The sequence below is a fragment of the Mycolicibacterium sp. XJ2546 genome (assembly GCF_053483195.1).
Genome location: NZ_JBEFRW010000021.1, coordinates 50,207 through 64,712, shown reverse-complemented (window position 1 = coordinate 64,712; position 14,506 = coordinate 50,207). Strand labels below are relative to the sequence as shown.

General features: G+C 66.2%; 20 protein-coding genes and 3 tRNA genes. 10 read left to right on the top strand and 13 right to left on the bottom strand.

Translation table 11 applies throughout. The features are described from left to right. Positions 1 to 52: 52 nt before the first annotated feature. Both ABQE44_RS23660 and ABQE44_RS23655 read left to right on the top strand, forming a co-directional pair. A complete protein-coding gene (locus ABQE44_RS23660; RefSeq protein ID WP_448432223.1) occupies positions 53 to 640 on the top strand; it encodes a helix-turn-helix domain-containing protein in 588 nt (195 codons plus the stop codon). Further along, the gene (locus ABQE44_RS23655) at positions 637 to 1,269 is read left to right on the top strand and encodes an RES family NAD+ phosphorylase (protein WP_448432221.1); all 633 of its coding nucleotides are present in this window, start codon (positions 637 to 639) and stop codon (positions 1,267 to 1,269) included. Before ABQE44_RS23660 ends, ABQE44_RS23655 begins: the two co-directional genes overlap by 4 nt. Positions 1,270 to 1,523: 254 nt before the next feature. On the opposite strand, the gene ABQE44_RS23650 is transcribed toward ABQE44_RS23655, so the two are convergent. Next, a complete protein-coding gene (locus ABQE44_RS23650) occupies positions 1,524 to 2,270 on the bottom strand; it encodes an RES domain-containing protein (RefSeq protein WP_448392082.1) in 747 nt (248 codons plus the stop codon). Next, on the bottom strand, positions 2,270 to 2,659 hold the full coding sequence (locus ABQE44_RS23645) for a hypothetical protein (RefSeq protein WP_448432219.1): 390 nt from the start codon (positions 2,657 to 2,659) through the stop codon (positions 2,270 to 2,272). Before ABQE44_RS23645 ends, ABQE44_RS23650 begins: the two co-directional genes overlap by 1 nt. Positions 2,660 to 2,783: 124 nt before the next feature. On the opposite strand from ABQE44_RS23645, the gene ABQE44_RS23640 reads away from it, so the two are divergent. Together ABQE44_RS23640 and ABQE44_RS23635 are read left to right on the top strand one after the other, a co-directional pair. Next, positions 2,784 to 3,458: a hypothetical protein gene (locus tag ABQE44_RS23640; RefSeq protein WP_448432217.1), complete on the top strand. Its 675-nt coding sequence runs from the start codon at positions 2,784 to 2,786 to the stop codon at positions 3,456 to 3,458. Positions 3,459 to 3,554: 96 nt separating this feature from the next. Beyond that, positions 3,555 to 4,190, top strand: a complete 636-nt coding sequence (locus ABQE44_RS23635) for an RES domain-containing protein (RefSeq protein ID WP_448432215.1) — start codon at positions 3,555 to 3,557, stop codon at positions 4,188 to 4,190. Positions 4,191 to 4,195: 5 nt separating this feature from the next. Here ABQE44_RS23635 and rplA read toward each other — a convergent pair whose 3' ends face one another. The 11 genes from rplA to ABQE44_RS23580 all read right to left on the bottom strand — a co-directional run bounded on the left by rplA (position 4,196) and on the right by ABQE44_RS23580 (position 8,939). Then, on the bottom strand, positions 4,196 to 4,903 hold the full coding sequence (gene rplA / locus ABQE44_RS23630; protein WP_448432213.1) for a 50S ribosomal protein L1: 708 nt from the start codon (positions 4,901 to 4,903) through the stop codon (positions 4,196 to 4,198). Positions 4,904 to 4,969: 66 nt separating this feature from the next. Further along, positions 4,970 to 5,398: a 50S ribosomal protein L11 gene (gene rplK / locus ABQE44_RS23625; protein WP_448392087.1), complete on the bottom strand. Its 429-nt coding sequence runs from the start codon at positions 5,396 to 5,398 to the stop codon at positions 4,970 to 4,972. 84 nt (positions 5,399 to 5,482) lie between these two features. Continuing rightward, entirely contained in the window at positions 5,483 to 6,301 is an 819-nt protein-coding gene (gene nusG / locus ABQE44_RS23620; RefSeq protein ID WP_448432211.1) for a transcription termination/antitermination protein NusG, read from the bottom strand. Positions 6,302 to 6,329: 28 nt separating this feature from the next. Further along, positions 6,330 to 6,776, bottom strand: a complete 447-nt coding sequence (gene secE, locus ABQE44_RS23615; RefSeq protein ID WP_448432209.1) for a preprotein translocase subunit SecE — start codon at positions 6,774 to 6,776, stop codon at positions 6,330 to 6,332. 67 nt (positions 6,777 to 6,843) lie between these two features. Further along, a tRNA-Trp gene (locus ABQE44_RS23610) sits at positions 6,844 to 6,916 on the bottom strand. A 143-nt stretch (positions 6,917 to 7,059) separates the two neighbouring features. After that, on the bottom strand, positions 7,060 to 7,611 hold the full coding sequence (hadC, locus tag ABQE44_RS23605) for a (3R)-hydroxyacyl-ACP dehydratase subunit HadC (RefSeq protein ID WP_448392090.1): 552 nt from the start codon (positions 7,609 to 7,611) through the stop codon (positions 7,060 to 7,062). Positions 7,612 to 7,614: 3 nt separating this feature from the next. Next, positions 7,615 to 8,043 carry a (3R)-hydroxyacyl-ACP dehydratase subunit HadB gene (hadB, locus tag ABQE44_RS23600; protein WP_448392091.1) on the bottom strand — a complete coding sequence of 143 codons (429 nt, stop codon included), beginning with the start codon at positions 8,041 to 8,043 and terminating at the stop codon, positions 7,615 to 7,617. Beyond that, entirely contained in the window at positions 8,030 to 8,506 is a 477-nt protein-coding gene (gene hadA / locus ABQE44_RS23595; RefSeq protein ID WP_448392092.1) for a (3R)-hydroxyacyl-ACP dehydratase subunit HadA, read from the bottom strand. Before hadA ends, hadB begins: the two co-directional genes overlap by 14 nt. A gap of 21 nt (positions 8,507 to 8,527) precedes the next feature. Then, entirely contained in the window at positions 8,528 to 8,695 is a 168-nt protein-coding gene (rpmG, locus tag ABQE44_RS23590) for a 50S ribosomal protein L33 (RefSeq protein ID WP_059101288.1), read from the bottom strand. A gap of 35 nt (positions 8,696 to 8,730) precedes the next feature. Continuing rightward, a tRNA-Met gene (locus tag ABQE44_RS23585) sits at positions 8,731 to 8,804 on the bottom strand. Positions 8,805 to 8,866: 62 nt separating this feature from the next. Beyond that, positions 8,867 to 8,939, bottom strand: a tRNA-Thr gene (locus ABQE44_RS23580). Positions 8,940 to 9,105: 166 nt separating this feature from the next. Between ABQE44_RS23580 and ABQE44_RS23575 the strand changes: the two genes are divergently transcribed. The 6 genes from ABQE44_RS23575 to ABQE44_RS23550 all read left to right on the top strand — a co-directional run bounded on the left by ABQE44_RS23575 (position 9,106) and on the right by ABQE44_RS23550 (position 14,506). Beyond that, positions 9,106 to 10,479 carry a DUF2254 domain-containing protein gene (locus ABQE44_RS23575; protein ID WP_448432207.1) on the top strand — a complete coding sequence of 458 codons (1,374 nt, stop codon included), beginning with the start codon at positions 9,106 to 9,108 and terminating at the stop codon, positions 10,477 to 10,479. After that, on the top strand, positions 10,476 to 11,339 hold the full coding sequence (locus ABQE44_RS23570) for an NYN domain-containing protein (protein ID WP_448392095.1): 864 nt from the start codon (positions 10,476 to 10,478) through the stop codon (positions 11,337 to 11,339). The genes ABQE44_RS23575 and ABQE44_RS23570 overlap by 4 nt, the downstream gene beginning before the upstream one ends. Before the next feature lie 20 nt (positions 11,340 to 11,359). After that, the gene (locus ABQE44_RS23565) at positions 11,360 to 12,076 is read left to right on the top strand and encodes an MBL fold metallo-hydrolase (protein ID WP_448392096.1); all 717 of its coding nucleotides are present in this window, start codon (positions 11,360 to 11,362) and stop codon (positions 12,074 to 12,076) included. A 9-nt stretch (positions 12,077 to 12,085) separates the two neighbouring features. Beyond that, on the top strand, positions 12,086 to 12,634 hold the full coding sequence (locus tag ABQE44_RS23560) for a DUF4352 domain-containing protein (RefSeq protein WP_448432205.1): 549 nt from the start codon (positions 12,086 to 12,088) through the stop codon (positions 12,632 to 12,634). A 90-nt stretch (positions 12,635 to 12,724) separates the two neighbouring features. After that, positions 12,725 to 13,687, top strand: coding sequence for a phospholipase effector Tle1 domain-containing protein (locus ABQE44_RS23555; protein ID WP_448432203.1), 963 nt, complete (start codon positions 12,725 to 12,727; stop codon positions 13,685 to 13,687). A 120-nt stretch (positions 13,688 to 13,807) separates the two neighbouring features. Then, complete coding sequence (locus ABQE44_RS23550; RefSeq protein WP_448392099.1) at positions 13,808 to 14,506, top strand: crotonase/enoyl-CoA hydratase family protein; 699 nt, start codon at positions 13,808 to 13,810, stop codon at positions 14,504 to 14,506.

The following is a 14,506-nucleotide window of genomic DNA, read 5'->3' as shown; positions in this document are numbered from 1 at the left end:
GCGCGCAGCTTACCGGGGGCACATACCCGCATGACCGTGCTAGTCTGTGCATATGAATGGGTCGGCCGCACCCGCGCTAGACGCGTTACTGGCTAAGCACCAGATTGACCTGACCGTCGAGGAGGTCCTCGACGAGCTGGATTCCGCGTTTGCGGCAATTCCCGGGGCGACTTCCCTGTCGACGACGGAAGTGGACTTCCTCCGCAAGCACGCCGAACCCCGCGCAACAGCGGTGATCGACGCATGGTCGGCGGACAACGAACGAGAAGCCCGCGCCCGCATTGCGGTGCGACAACTCACCGGCGCGCTCTCAGGATCTGTCAGCATCAAAGAAGCCGCCGCGATCCTCGGCGTCGACCGGTCCCGCGTGTCACGGCGCATCACCGGAAAAGCTTTATGGGCCTTCGATCTTCAAGGAAGCCGACGCATTCCTCGCTGGCAGTTTCTTGGTGACAACCTGCTTCCCGGCTTGGATGTGATCGTCCCCGCGATACCACGCGGCACCACCCCCGCGGTCCTGGATGTGTTCATGCACACTCCGCAGCCCGACTTCGACGACCGGACACCGATCGAGCATCTGGCCGCCGGCGGCGACCCCGGCTTGGTTGCCGGATTCATCGCGGATCTCGGGCGCTGGTGAGCGCACGCCCCAAGCCGAAGGCGCCCCGAACGCCCCCACGACAGCTCATCAGGGAACCCCACGACGTCACCGACTACACCGGAATGCTGTGGCGGGTCCACCGCACCGAAGGCGAGTACGTGCTGCCCTGGAACAAGCTGCGCACCTACGGGCCGCTGCCGTCGATGCGATGGGACCCACATCCCGGCCCTCATCCCATCTCGGCGGCTGAGGGCGTTCTGTACGCCGCAACCGATATCGCAACCAGCCTCGCCGAGGTTTACCAGCTAACGCGCGTGGTCGACACCCGCGCCGGTGCTCCGACTCTCACCGCGTGGCAACCCGAACGCGTACTGCGTCTGCTCGACTTGTCGGGAACATGGCTGCTCCGCAACAGCGCGTCAGCCTCGTTACTTGCCGCACCCCGATCCGCATGTCGACGGTGGGCCCGCGCCATTTACACGACCTGGCCCGAACTCGATGGTCTATACGTCCCGTCGACCTTGACCGGCCACCCGAACATTGTGCTGTGGAGCAACGCCGCGGACTCGATACCCACGATGCCGTCGTTCTCCCGACCCCTCACTCATCCGCTCATGTGGTCAATTGTGCAAGCGGCCGCCGCCGAGATCGGCTATCAGATTCTTTGAGGGCATTGGCTGGCCTCGGGCGCCCAACAGACGCGAAAACCCCCTAAACCACCAGGCGGTCGCGCTCGAGCCCTGCCAGCCCCATCCTTCCTTCCCAGATCCAGCCGGTGTCGCCCGCCGGCCACTCGACGTGAGCCGTTGAGGGGCCAGCGCGACGGGCCGACCGTGCTGGCAGCCGCAGTGCCGACTACGCAGGATTGGCAGACCTCGCTTCATGGTTGTCCTGCGGTGGGCCGGAAGGTGTGCATCGTCCATCAGTCCGACCAGCTGAGGCGGTGCAGGCGCATCGCCTCGCTGAGGTCGGGGTCGTCACAGTCGACCGGGTCGGCGCTGACCGGGCTGATCTGCGGTGGTGCGGCGGCGGCGGTGTCGCGTTCGTAGACCGCCCACAGCATCAGGTTGTCGCCGTGTCGGGAGGCGAATTCGATACCGGTAAGCGGCGTTCCCTCGTCTGTCGACAGCGTGTAGATCCACGCGGAGATGGCTTGGGTGAGTGCGCGCGGGCGACTGTCACGGATCGCCGCGGCGTCCAGGTCGGCCAGGCCGAAACCCTGGGCGTCTTTGAGGAATCGGGCCCGCAGCGTGGGTAGCGACTCCTGGTGGCCCGGTGCCGCGAACGTTCCGGCGAGTCGGCCGGACGCGAGCAATCTTGGCGTACACCAGGATCGCGACACACTGCCTGCGAGTGCGGTGGGGTAGGAACCGCTGTCGTCGTCGTTGTCCTCGATGTCGTCGAGTTCCTCGACCACCGCCGGGTCTGCGCGGAAGACCGCCAGGACTTCCAAGTAGCAGGCCAGCGCCGAGGAGCCGGTGTAGAGAGTGCGCCAGGTGCCGTTCGGGTCATCCCAGCGGCCGTGGAACCGCCCGTCGGTGCCGGCGTACTCCCATGGCGTCCAACTCCATGGCTCAGGCTGGTAGCCGACCCGATACACCGCAACATCGCGGCGGCCAACGGTGTGCAGTTCTCCAAAGGAAGTGCGGGTGGGCTCGCCTCGACGCATTACCCGACTGCGGCGAACTGGCGGGCGGCGGTCAGGACCTGCGGGCCCACCTCCTCGAGGTCGCCGTCGCGCAGCACCCGGGCCGGGCTGCGGTCATCGAGCAGCGGATTGAGACCCTGAAACCAGGATTGGGCGACCTCGGCGCTCTCGCGCGCGGTGATCATTGCCGCGGCGCGGTAGGCGACGCGCAGCCGGTCCACATCGGTCGGGTTGGCGATCGTCCGGGTACCGTCGGCCCACTGACGCACTGCCCGCGTCTCCTTGACTTTGCCCAGGTAGGCGACGAGCTTGGAGCCCAGTAGGTCGCGCAGCACCGTGACAAGTTCCGCGGCGCTCATGCTCATCGCGCTGTTGTAGGCGTCCAGATCGGGCTTGGCCGATGTCAACATCGATACCACCTCCGATCACAGTATAGATCACGCAAATACGGAACGTATTACATGCACACCTTCACCAACAGAGAGCCCGTCTGTAGCGGCTGCTACACACATCTTTGTGCGCTACAATTGCTACATGAGTCGCACAAGTTTTGACGTCACAAAGCGTCGCGACCACCTACAGATTCGCGGGCTAACAGAGTCTGAACTCGATGAGATGCTGGAGCAGCTCGAGCTGATCCGAAGCTTGCAGGCTGAGAACGTCGTGAGTAGTGGTGAACTAACTGCAGCGCTCTCGGAGCTGGTCGAGCTTCTTCGCACGCTGCAGGCTGAGCACACCGCGGCTATTCGAGACGATCTGATGCAAGTCCTGATGAGCCGGGAAGTAAGCCTCACTCCTCCAGCGACGCTAATTCAGGCGCAACGATTGGCAGCCCACCGCGTTGCGTTGCTCGCGACGCCCGTCCTCACCCATGAAACGCTGAGCGAGTTGCGTGGGGCCGCGAGCGAGTCAAGCACCAGAACATGGCTTGCCCGACGAAGGGATGAGCGCGCACTGTTCACCGTCAACTACAAGGGCAAAACGGTAATCCCGGCCTTCCAACTGGACGAGGGCGGAGAGCCGCGACCCGAGTTGCAGCCCATGTTGTCGGCGCTTCAAAAGGGCGGAATCGAGGGCTGGTCCCTGTGGACGTGGCTGACCAAGCCCACCAGCTTCCTCTCCGGCGGTGTTCCCGAAGAAGTGGCACGCACCAATCCGGATAGGGCGCTGCGCGCCGCCCAACGCTTCGCTGCCGCCCCGGCTGCCTAACCCTCTTGCATGGCCTTTTGCATGACGGCCTACCCGCCGGAAGACATCGTCTGCCCAGACCCAGGCAATTGTGTTGTGGCTGCGACACTTCCGCGGTTGCAGGCAGTCACGTTGGCGGGCGGTACACCCCTATTCCGCGTCTATGACGGGACGTTCGGCTACGACCAACACAACCCTGGGTTTGGTGATACGAGGTTCGCGCCGATAGACGACCCCAACACCGGCAGTCGGCTACCGAGCATGTATTTGGGCGAGACGCCGACCACCGTGTTGCTCGAAACCATTTTCCATGACGTTCACGACACGGGAAGCAACGTGATCTATGAGCAACACTTATTGGAAAAGCTCTTGGCGCACATCCGGGTTCCGGTCGACGCGACACTCGGCGATCTCCGTGATCCAGCGCTGGACGACCTCGGCCTGAGCCGCACTCAGGTGGTGTCGAGCCCGGCGGAGCACTACCCCTGCACGCGCAGGCTGGCCATCACTGCACTCGCGCAACCGCACACTCCGCCACTGCAGGGCCTCATCTGGCATTCGCGGCAAGCCGAGCTCGCCGGTGCACCGCCGCAGGAAGTGATAGTGCTGTTCGGTGCGCGGTACCAATCCAAGCCCGGCAGCTGGCAGCGCGTCCCGCCAGGTCTGCAGAATCTGTACGAAGGACCGGGCCGCCTGTTAGTGGACAAAATTGCCACGGACTTGGGCGCGGTGATCGAGACCGGCGCGCCGTAGCGCAGCTACACCTCGGCGAAGTTGCGCGTCACGGTCGGGTCGACCGGGATGCCCGGGCCCGTCGTCGTCGACAACACCACCTTCTTGAGGTAGCGGCCCTTCGACGACGTCGGCTTGGCCCGCAGGATCTCATCCAGCGCGGCGCCGTAGTTCTCGGCCAGCGCCTTCTCGTCGAACGACGCCTTACCGATGATGAAGTGCAGGTTGGCCTGCTTGTCGACGCGGAAGTTGATCTTGCCGCCCTTGATGTCGGACACGGCCTTGGCCACATCGGGCGTCACCGTGCCGGTCTTGGGGTTCGGCATCAGGCCACGCGGACCGAGGATGCGCGCGATCCGACCCACCTTGGCCATCTGATCGGGCGTCGCGATCGCGGCGTCGAAGTCCGTCCAGCCGCCCTGGATCCGCTCGATCAGGTCGTCGCTGCCCACCACATCGGCGCCAGCGGCCTCAGCAGCCTCGGCCTTGTCGCCGACCGCGAACACCACCACCCGCGCGGTCTTACCGGTGCCGTGCGGCAGGTTCACGGTGCCGCGCACCATCTGGTCGGCCTTGCGCGGGTCGACGCCCAGCCGGATCGCCACCTCGACGGTCGCGTCCTGCTTCTTGCTCGACGTCTCCTTGGCCAGCTTCGCAGCCTCCAACGGGTGGTACAGCTGCGAGCGGTCGACCTTCTCGGCGGCTTCGCGATATGCCTTGCTGTTCTTGCTCATTGATCTCTCCTGTAGTTAGAAGTCGTGGTCCTCCGGGCCGATGCCAGCCCTCCCACTACGGTCGAACTATTCGACCGTGATACCCATCGACCGGGCGGTGCCGGCGATGATCTTGGCGCCCTGCTCGATGTCGTTGGCGTTGAGGTCTTCCTTCTTGGTCTCGGCGATCTCACGCAGCTGATCCCAGGTCACCTTGGCGACCTTGTTCTTGTGCGGCTCCCCCGAGCCCTTCTGCACACCGGCGGCCTTCAGCAGCAGCTTGGCCGCGGGCGGCGTCTTCAGATTGAACGTGAAGCTGCGGTCCTCGTAGACGGTGATCTCCACGGGCACGACGTTGCCGCGCTGGTTCTCCGTCGCGGCGTTGTACGCCTTGCAGAACTCCATGATGTTCACACCGTGCTGGCCGAGCGCCGGACCCACCGGCGGGGCGGGGTTGGCCTGCCCGGCCTGAATCTGCAGCTTGATCAGCCCGATGACTTTCTTCTTCGGGGCCATTTCTTCCTCTCGTTTTCAGTGATTTCGGTGCGCTAACGATCGCTCAGCGCTGGTTTGCGCACCGAAATCGCGACTAAGTCGCGACTAAAGCTTGGCGACCTGGTTGAAGGTCAGTTCCACCGGGGTCTCGCGGCCGAAGATCGACACCAACACCTTGAGCTTCTGCTGTTCGGCGTTGACCTCGCTGATCGACGCGGGCAGCGTAGCGAACGGCCCGTCCATCACGGTGACCGACTCGCCCACCTCGAAGTCCACCTCGATCGGCGTCCGCTCGATACCGGTATCGGCGGCCGCAGCCGACGTCGACGCCGCCTTGCCCGGCTTCTTCGCCGCCGCCGGCGGCAGCAGGAACTTCACCACGTCGTCCAACGACAACGGCGACGGCCGCGACGTCGCGCCGACGAACCCCGTCACGCCGGGCGTGTTGCGCACCGCACCCCACGACTCGTCGTTGAGCTCCATCCGCACCAGGATGTAGCCCGGCAGCACCTTGCGGTTGACCTGCTTGCGCTGGCCGTTCTTGATCTCGGTGACCTCTTCGGTGGGCACCTCGACCTGGAAGATGTAGTCGCCGACGTCCAGGTTCTGCACGCGGGTCTCGAGGTTGGCCTTCACCTTGTTCTCGTAGCCGGCGTAGCTGTGGATGACGTACCAGTCGCCGGGCTTGAGCCGCAGCTCCTTCTTCAGCGCGACCGCCGGATCCTCTTCCTCTTCCTCGGCGGGCTCGACGTCGGCCGCGGGCGCCTCACCGGCAGCGTCGGCGGGGGTGGCCGCCTCATCGCTCACGGCGTCACCGGCGACGTCGGCTTCCTCGGTCGCCGGGTCGGTGGTGGCTTCCGTCACCTCGCTGTCGACAAGGTCGACGGCCTCGGCCGAAGGCGTGTCGCCCTCGAAGCTAGTCACGTGTCTGTCCTCTCACTTCTTCTGCTCGTCAGCCGAACACCAGGTTGATGAGCTTGCTCAGGCCATAGTCGACTCCGAAGATCAGCGCGACCATGAACGCCAGGAAGATCAGCACCACGGTGGTGTAGCTGATCATCTGCTTGCGGTTCGGCCAGATGACCTTGCGCAGTTCGGCGACGACCTGGTTCAGGTACGTCCAGACGAACAGGAACGGGTTGCGCCCACCTTTTCCGGGACCGTCGCCCCGCTTCTTGGCGGTCCGCTTCTTTTTCCCCGCGCCGTTCTTGGTCGGAGCGGCCTCGGTACCGGTGTCCAGGTCGACGGCCGAGCTCTCGCCCTCGGCGGCAGCACCGCGCCGCGACCGCTTCCCGGTGGGCCGCTGCGGTGTCACCACGGCGGTCCGACCGTCGCCGTCGGGCCCTGGGTTGCTGCCGGCGCCTGTCGAACCAGGGCGTGCCGGCTCGGAATCGCTCACCGCATGCCTTTCGTCTGTGTGGTGTGGTCACCTTCCAGTGTCCACACTTGTCGAGTATTCAGTTGAGCAGGGGCGACAGGACTCGAACCTGCAACCTGCGGTTTTGGAGACCGCTGCTCTGCCAGTTGAGCTACGCCCCTTCAGGATGGCACGGCAGGCAACCATCCGTTCCGGGGCTCACACAATTCGCGCGCTCCCCGTTCGGCTGATCAAAGCCGGTGGACAGCGCGCTGTACTGGGAAAACCCCGAGGTACGAGTGTAGCGCGCCACCCTTGTCAGTTACTAATCCGCCGGTTGACCGTTGACCTCGTCGGGATCGGTCGGGTCATGCACGACGGGTTTGCGCGTCACCTGACCCGTCTTGGGGTCCCAGCCCGCCGAGATCGAGTTGTCCCCCTCATGGCCCATCAGCGTCGTGAAGGACTCCATCACGACCTCGCCGGTGGGGTCGGTGAGCACGTTTCGAGTGGTGACGATGTCGGCGCCGAAGCGTTCGTCGACGCTTTCGATGCGCAGGACGCCGGTCAGCGCGTCACCTTCTTTGATCGGCCGGTGGAACTTGAACTTCTGGTCGACCTGCACGATCTGCATGGTCTCGAAGCCGATGTCGTTGTGCTGGAAGAAGTGGCGCTGGATCATCACCGCGAAGATCGACATGAATGTCAGCGGCGCGACCAGGCCCTCGTGCCCGGCGGCCTGGGCGGCCGCCACGTCGAGGCTTTCGGGGTCCTCGGCCTGGATCGCGTTGGTGTACTGGCGGATCTGCTCGCGGCCCACGACGAACGGTTCGGGGTACTCCCAAACCATGCCCCGGATATCGAGTTTGAGCGCCATGACCTATGCCAACTTCGCGATGGCGATCGCGCGGCCGAAGATCTTCTTGCCCCCGGCGGTTGCCGACAACGCGATGGTGACGGTCTTGGTTTCGGGCTCAACGGATTTCACGCGTCCGTTGAAGATGATCTCGGCGCCGACGCCGTCGTTGGGCACCGGCACCACCGCGGTGAAGCGCACGTTGTACTCGCTGACCGCGGCCGGATCACCCACCCAGGAGGTGACGTAGCCGCCGCCCAGACCCATGGTCAGCATGCCGTGGGCGATGGCGGTGTCCAGACCCACCTGCTTGGCGATGTCGTCGTCCCAGTGGATCGGGTTGAGGTCACCGGACACCCCGGCGTAGTTCACCAGGTCCTGCCGTGTCAGCGGGATCACTTTCTCGGGAAGCTGATCACCCACCTTCACCGAATCGAACTCACGCAGTGGCATCGCTGAAACCCTCTTCTTCCTCACCCGCACGACCCGCCAGGGTCGTGTACGTCTCCTGCATCACGTCACCCTTGTCGTTGGTGACGACGGTCTTGAGCACGACGATGTCGGTGCCGTGGGCCTGGCGCACGGAGTCCACTGACACATCGCAGTAGAGCTTGTCGCCGGCGAAGATCGGCTCGATGTACTTCAGCACCTGGTCGACCTGCACGATCTTGGCGTCTTTGATCTCGACGTTGGCGTGCTCGAAAAACGCCACCTGGGCCATGTAGCCCAACACCGAGGTGAACGTCAGCGGCGCGGGCAGCCGATCGTGGCCCAGCTCGGCGGCGGCCTTCTCGTCGAAGAACGGCGGATCATCGTTTTTGACCGCGGTCGCGTATTCGCGCACCTTTTCGCGGCCCACCACGTAATGGTCGGGATAGCGAAAATGGATCCCGACGATGCGCTCTGACAGAGACACGCTTGGGCTGAACCTACCTAGTTACCGCGACTCTTTGTGCGGTTGGTGCTTGCCGCAGTTCGGGCAGAACTTCTTGATCTCGAGCCGGTCGGGATCGTTGCGACGGTTCTTCTTGGTGATGTAGTTGCGGTGCTTGCACACCTCGCAGGCCAAGGTGATCTTGGGCCGTACGTCGGTACTGGAGGCCACTTGTGTCGTCCTTCTACGCGTTCGTCTTGGTGTTGTAGCGGTGGGGGGACTCGATCCCCCGACCTCACGATTATGAGTCGTGCGCTCTAACCAGCTGAGCTACACCGCCTTACCGGCGCCGCCGCGCGAACCAAGCTACCCGTCGCTTCGCTCGCCCCGGCTGTTCCACCGAGCCCCCTAACGGAATCGAACCGTTGACCTTTTCCTTACCATGGAAACGCTCTGCCGACTGAGCTAAGGGGGCCTGCTCCCGCACCGTGCGGCGGGCCTTAAAGAGGGTACAGCCTCGCCGATTGGCGCGCCAAACCGCTGGTCGGTCCAGTCGCGGCCGGTCCGGCCGACCGGATCCCACCCGAAAGCGGTACCGGGACGGCTTCGCCGCGCTATGCATGAACCACGGAGGTGCGGCGATGAGCGTGTGGTCAGGGGTCAACCAACGGCGGGTGCTGCTCGCCGACGCCTGGCGCACCAGGCTGTGGCCGGTGCCCACCGTCGGCATACTGCTCGCCATCGCCAGCGGCGTCGCGCTGACCCGCCTGGACCGCGCGATCGACGACGTCCTGCCGCCAGCGGTGACCGAGGTGTTGTTCGGCGGCGGCCCGGCCGCGGCCCGCGAGGTGCTCGGCGCGGTGGCGACCGCGCTGATCACCGTGACGTCGCTGACCTTCTCCCTGACGCTGGTCACCCTCCAGTTGGCCAGCAGCCAGTTCTCACCGCGATTGCTGCGGACCTTCGCGCGCGACCGCTTCGTGCAGCGCACGCTGGCGCTGTTCTTGGCCACCTTCACCTATGCGCTGACCGTGTTGCGCACCGTTCGCGACGACCCCGAGTTCGTGCCGCGCATCGCGGTGACGATCGGCTTCCTGCTGACGCTGCTCAGCGTCGTGGCCCTGGTGCTGTTCCTGGCTCACCTGGTCCGCGAGATCCGCGTCGAGACGATGCTGCGCAGTGTCTACGCCGACGGGCTGCAGAGCGCGTGCGAGCTGCTGCCCCTGGAAGACGACGGCGACCGACACGACGGCGCCGCGCCGCACCCTAGCGTTCGGTCCATCGACATCCCCGGCGACGCGTCGGTGGTGCCGGTGGCGGCATCGGGGTTCCTGGTGCACCTCGACGAGGACGCGCTGCTGGCCGCCGCCGTCGAGCACAACGCCGTCATCGCCGTGACCCGTCCGCCCGGCGCCTGGCTGGTGGCCGGGACACCGGTGGGCTGGGTGTGGCCCGACCGGGGCGGCGCCGACTTCGACCCCGACCAATTGGCGACGCTGTGCAACCGGGTCGTCGGCGCAATTCACACCGGCGACGAGCGCACCACAGTGCAAGATGCCGGTTATGCGATCCGTCAGCTCACCGACGTCGCGGTCAAGGCGCTGTCGCCGGGCATCAACGACCCCACCACCGCGGTTCATGCGCTGGGACACAGCTCGGCGCTGCTGTGCACGTTGGCCAAACGACGGCTGGGACCGGTGCTGCGCTCCGACGAAGACGGCGCCCCGCGAGTGATGCTGGCGCGCCCCGACTTCGCCGACCTGCTCGACGAGGCCCTGGCGCAACCCCGGCACTACGGTGCCGCCGACGCCGCGGTGCTGCGAGGGATCCTGGACCTGTTGGGTGAGGTAGCGTGGTGCGCCGCGAACACGGATCAGCGGGCCGCCATCGCCCGCCAGCTCGCGCTTGCGAAACGCAATGTCGCCGAACGAGATTTCGACCAGGAGCGACGCGACGCGCTGATGCGTGCGTGCCGATCGGTCGAGTCGATACTTGACGGACGGAGCCCGACATGACCGATACCGACATTGCGCGCGTGGCGGTGTACCTGGACTTCGACAACGTCGTCATCTCCCGCTACGACCAGATCCACGGGCGCAACTCGTTTCAGCGCGACAAGGCCGCCGGCTTCCACAAGAATCCCGGCCGGCTGGCCGAGGCCCGCGTCGACGTCGGCGCCATCATCGACTTCGCCTCGTCGTTCGGCACCCTGGTGCTGACCAGGGCCTACGCCGACTGGTCCGCCGACGTCAACGCCGACTACCGCGACCAACTCGTCGGCCGCGCCGTCGACCTCGTCCAACTGTTCCCCGCCGCCGCGTACAGCAAGAACGGCGCCGACATCCGGCTCGCCGTCGATGCCGTCGAGGACATGTTCCGGCTGCCCGACCTGACCCACGTGGTGATCGTGGCCGGCGACTCCGACTACATCCCGCTGGCCCAGCGCTGCAAACGCCTCGGCCGCTACGTCGTGGGCATCGGCATCACCGGCTCCATCAGCCGCTCGTTGACCGCGGCGTGCGACGAGTACGTCTCCTACGACGCGCTGCCCGGCGTCACCCCGGTCAAGACGCCGGAGGCGCCCAAGCGACGACGCACCAAGGCCGACGCCGACCAGGAACCCGAGGCTCCCGATCCGCAGGTTGCGGCGACGGCATTGCTGGAGCGCGCGCTGCGTATCGGACATGAGAAAGACGACGCCGACTGGCTGCACAATTCGGCGGTCAAGGCGCAGATGAAGCGGATGGACCCGTCGTTCTCGGAGCGGTCGCTGGGCTTTCGCTCGTTCAGCGACTTCCTGCGCTCACGCGACCAGATCGCCGAACTCGACGAGAGCAGCACCATCCGGATGGTCCGGCTGCGCAGCGACGAGTGACCCGCCGATACCCTGACCTCATGGCTGACTCTGACCGCCTCTATTTCCGCCAGCTGTTGTCGGGTCGCGACTTCGCTGCCAGCGACATGATGGCGCAGCAGATGCGCAACTTCGCCTACCTGATCGGCGACCGCCAGACCGGCGACACCGTCGTCGTGGATCCGGCCTACGCCGCCGGTGATCTGGTCGACGCCCTGGAAGCCGACGGCATGCACCTTTCCGGCGTGCTCGTGACGCATCACCACCCCGACCACGTCGGCGGGTCGATGATGGGCTTTCAGCTCAGCGGTCTCGCCGAGCTGCTGGACCGGGTCAGCGTCCCGGTGCACGTGAACAACCTCGAGGCGGACTGGGTTTCGAAGGTCACCGGGATCGCACGCAGCGAGCTCACCGAGCACCAGCACGGCGACGTGGTCAAGGTCGGCGACCTGGACATCGAGTTGTTGCACACCCCCGGCCACACCCCCGGCAGCCAGTGCTTCCTGCTCGACGGGCGCCTGGTCGCCGGCGACACCCTGTTCCTCGAGGGTTGCGGGCGCACCGACTTCCCCGGCGGCAACATCGACGACATGTTCCGCAGCCTGCAGGCGCTGGCCAAGCTGTCGGGTGATCCGACGGTGTTCCCGGGGCACTGGTATTCCGCCGAGCCCAGCGCGTCGCTGTCGGAGGTGCGCCAGACCAACTACGTGTACCGGGTCAGCAACCTCGACCAGTGGCGAACGCTGATGGGCGGCTGATCCGGCGCGATGCCCACCGCCCCGCCCACCGAAGACGTCCGACGGCTCGTCATCTCCTACGCCGCCGCATGCTCGGCGCTGTTGGCGGTGCTGGTGTTCGTCGTGATCTACGGGTTGTTTATCAACACGACCGCGATCGTCGCAGGCGAAGAAGTCGAACGCGACACTGCCGCAAGGGCGATTGCGACCAGCGGTTGGGTCGCCCCGCCGCAGGCTTCCCCGGTCGACGCCGGCGTCGACGGCCCCATGTCGTTCACCGTGCGGGGCTACGAGTCCGACGAGGCGGGCGAGCACGTCGTCGTCAACCTGACCGTCACCAACGTCGGCGACGCGCCCGCCACGTTCCTTGGCACCTACCAGACGCTGAAGGCCGACGGCGCCGTCTACTACATCGACGACGAGGCCACCGCCGCGCTCGGCGGCGGCGTCGCCGAACTTGCGCCGGGCGGCAAGGCCGACGTCGCGCTGGCATTCACCGTCCCGGCGGGCACGGTGCCGGGCACGGTCGAACTGCGCGCCGACTCCGCCAGCGCGGGTGTCGAGCTGGCACTCACGTAACGGCACGTTTTTAGCGAACCGCGCATAGACATCGCCTGCTTTGCCAGGCACACTGAGACGAGCGCGTCAATCCGAGCCGTGGGGGGCCTCGTGAAGAAGCTCGTGTTGTGTTTCGACCGGTTCCGCGGTGATCCGGTGGGGCCGGACTGCACCAACCTGCAGCGCTTGCTGGGTTTGCTTGTCGAGGGAAATGAGCAACTCAGCTGGCACGAATCATGCGCGTCGGCGCCGCATCGACTGCACCGGCGCGCGGCAGCCGCCGACGACGCCAGGACCGCCATCGCGCAGGCCTACCGCTTCCTCGTCGACCACTGGGCACCCGAGGACCGCATCTTCCTGTTCGGGTCCGGCCGCGGCGCGTACTGCGCGCAGACGCTGACCCGGCTGCTCGGCACCGTCGGGGTGCTGCCAGACCTGATGGATTACGTGCTCGATGCGTATGCCCTGCCGCGCACCGAGCGCACGGCACAAGACTGGCAGCGGGTGGCGCGCATCGCAGCCGGGTTGTCCTCGCGACACGACGTCAGCGTTCCGGTGTGGTTCCTGGGGATGTGGGACACGCTGCGGATTCCGGGCTTCACCCGGCGCACGACGCCGGCGCCGCTGCGCAACGTCGTGTTCGGCCGCCACGCCGTCGCGGTGGACGGGTTGCCCGGTGAGCGGCTGGTCGGATGGGCATCGGAGCGTACCGAGGAGGTCTGGTTCCGCGGCACCCACGCCGATATCACCGGATCTCCGGGCGCGTGTGGGCCGTTGGCCGCGATCACCTTCGATTGGATGCTCGACGGGGCGCTGCGGGCCAGCCTTCGGGTGTCGCCGCGGCTGCGGTATGCGGTCCCGCTGCCCACCGAGTTCGACGCGGTGGCCGGTAGCCCGCACCGGCTGGCGATGCGCCGGCTGCCCGACGGCGCGGCAGTGCATTCCAGCGTGGATGTGTATTTGCGCGAGCATCCGGAGTACTGGCGGCGCCTGCCCGCGCGGGTGACGTGGGCGGACCCGGAGTGGCTGGCCCGCGGTGAGCGGCTGGTCTCGCGCGACAAGCTCGTGTCGTAACCTATTGCGCCGTTTGCGCCTGTTGCACCGAGATTGCAGCCACGGTCGCAAAACCGGTGCGCAACGACCGTGGTTTCACTTTCGGCGCTAGCATCCTGTCGGACACCTTAAGGAGAACCGATGACCAGCGCCGTTGGCTATGACCTGACCGAATCCGTCGCGACCATCACGATGGACGACGGCAAGGTCAACGTGCTCGGGCCCGCGATGCAGGCGGCCCTCAACGACGCCCTGGACCGCGCCGAGAAGGACAACGCCAAGGCCGTGGTGCTGGCGGGCAACGGGCGGGTGTTCAGCGGCGGCTTCGACCTGACGGTGTTTCAATCCGGCGACGCGAAGGCCGGGCTCGGGATGCTGACCGGTGGCTTCGAGCTGGCGGTGCGGTGCCTGACGTTTCCCAAGCCGGTCATCATGGCCGCGACGGGCCCGGCGATCGCGATGGGATCGTTTCTGCTGCTGTCCGGGGATCACCGGGTGGGCCAACCGAAGTCGAAATGTCAGGCGATCGAGGTGGCGATCGGCATGACGATACCCATTGCGGCGCTGGAGATCATGCGGATGCGGTTGACCCCCGCGGCGTTTCAGCGGGGCGCGTCGATGGCCGCGACGTTCGCCGGCGACGAGGCGATCACCGGCGGCTGGCTCGACGAGATCGTCGACGCGGATCGGGTGCTGACCCGCGCTCAGGAGGTGGCCGCCGAGGCGGCGTCGGGCATCCACGCGGGCGCGCACCTGGCCACCAAGATGAAGGCGCGCGAGTCGGCGCTGGCCGCGATCCGCGCCGGAATCGACGGCTTGGCAAGCGAATTCAGTCTCTAG

Bases quoted from the DNA above. Each gene is read 5' to 3' on its own strand.
- rplK (WP_448392087.1), bottom strand. From the start codon at position 5,398: ATGGCCCCGAAGAAGAAAGTCATCGGGCTGATCAAGCTGCAGATTCAG.
- ABQE44_RS23575 (WP_448432207.1), top strand. From the start codon at position 9,106: ATGAGCGTGTGGTCAGGGGTCAACCAACGGCGGGTGCTGCTCGCCGAC.
- ABQE44_RS23645 (WP_448432219.1), bottom strand. From the start codon at position 2,659: ATGTTGACATCGGCCAAGCCCGATCTGGACGCCTACAACAGCGCGATG.
- rplA (WP_448432213.1), bottom strand. From the start codon at position 4,903: ATGAGCAAGAACAGCAAGGCATATCGCGAAGCCGCCGAGAAGGTCGAC.
- ABQE44_RS23565 (WP_448392096.1), top strand. From the start codon at position 11,360: ATGGCTGACTCTGACCGCCTCTATTTCCGCCAGCTGTTGTCGGGTCGC.
- ABQE44_RS23660 (WP_448432223.1), top strand. From the start codon at position 53: ATGAATGGGTCGGCCGCACCCGCGCTAGACGCGTTACTGGCTAAGCAC.
- ABQE44_RS23550 (WP_448392099.1), top strand. From the start codon at position 13,808: ATGACCAGCGCCGTTGGCTATGACCTGACCGAATCCGTCGCGACCATC.
- hadB (WP_448392091.1), bottom strand. From the start codon at position 8,043: ATGCCACTGCGTGAGTTCGATTCGGTGAAGGTGGGTGATCAGCTTCCC.
- ABQE44_RS23570 (WP_448392095.1), top strand. From the start codon at position 10,476: ATGACCGATACCGACATTGCGCGCGTGGCGGTGTACCTGGACTTCGAC.
- ABQE44_RS23640 (WP_448432217.1), top strand. From the start codon at position 2,784: ATGAGTCGCACAAGTTTTGACGTCACAAAGCGTCGCGACCACCTACAG.
- hadC (WP_448392090.1), bottom strand. From the start codon at position 7,611: ATGGCGCTCAAACTCGATATCCGGGGCATGGTTTGGGAGTACCCCGAA.
- ABQE44_RS23560 (WP_448432205.1), top strand. From the start codon at position 12,086: ATGCCCACCGCCCCGCCCACCGAAGACGTCCGACGGCTCGTCATCTCC.
- ABQE44_RS23650 (WP_448392082.1), bottom strand. From the start codon at position 2,270: ATGCGTCGAGGCGAGCCCACCCGCACTTCCTTTGGAGAACTGCACACC.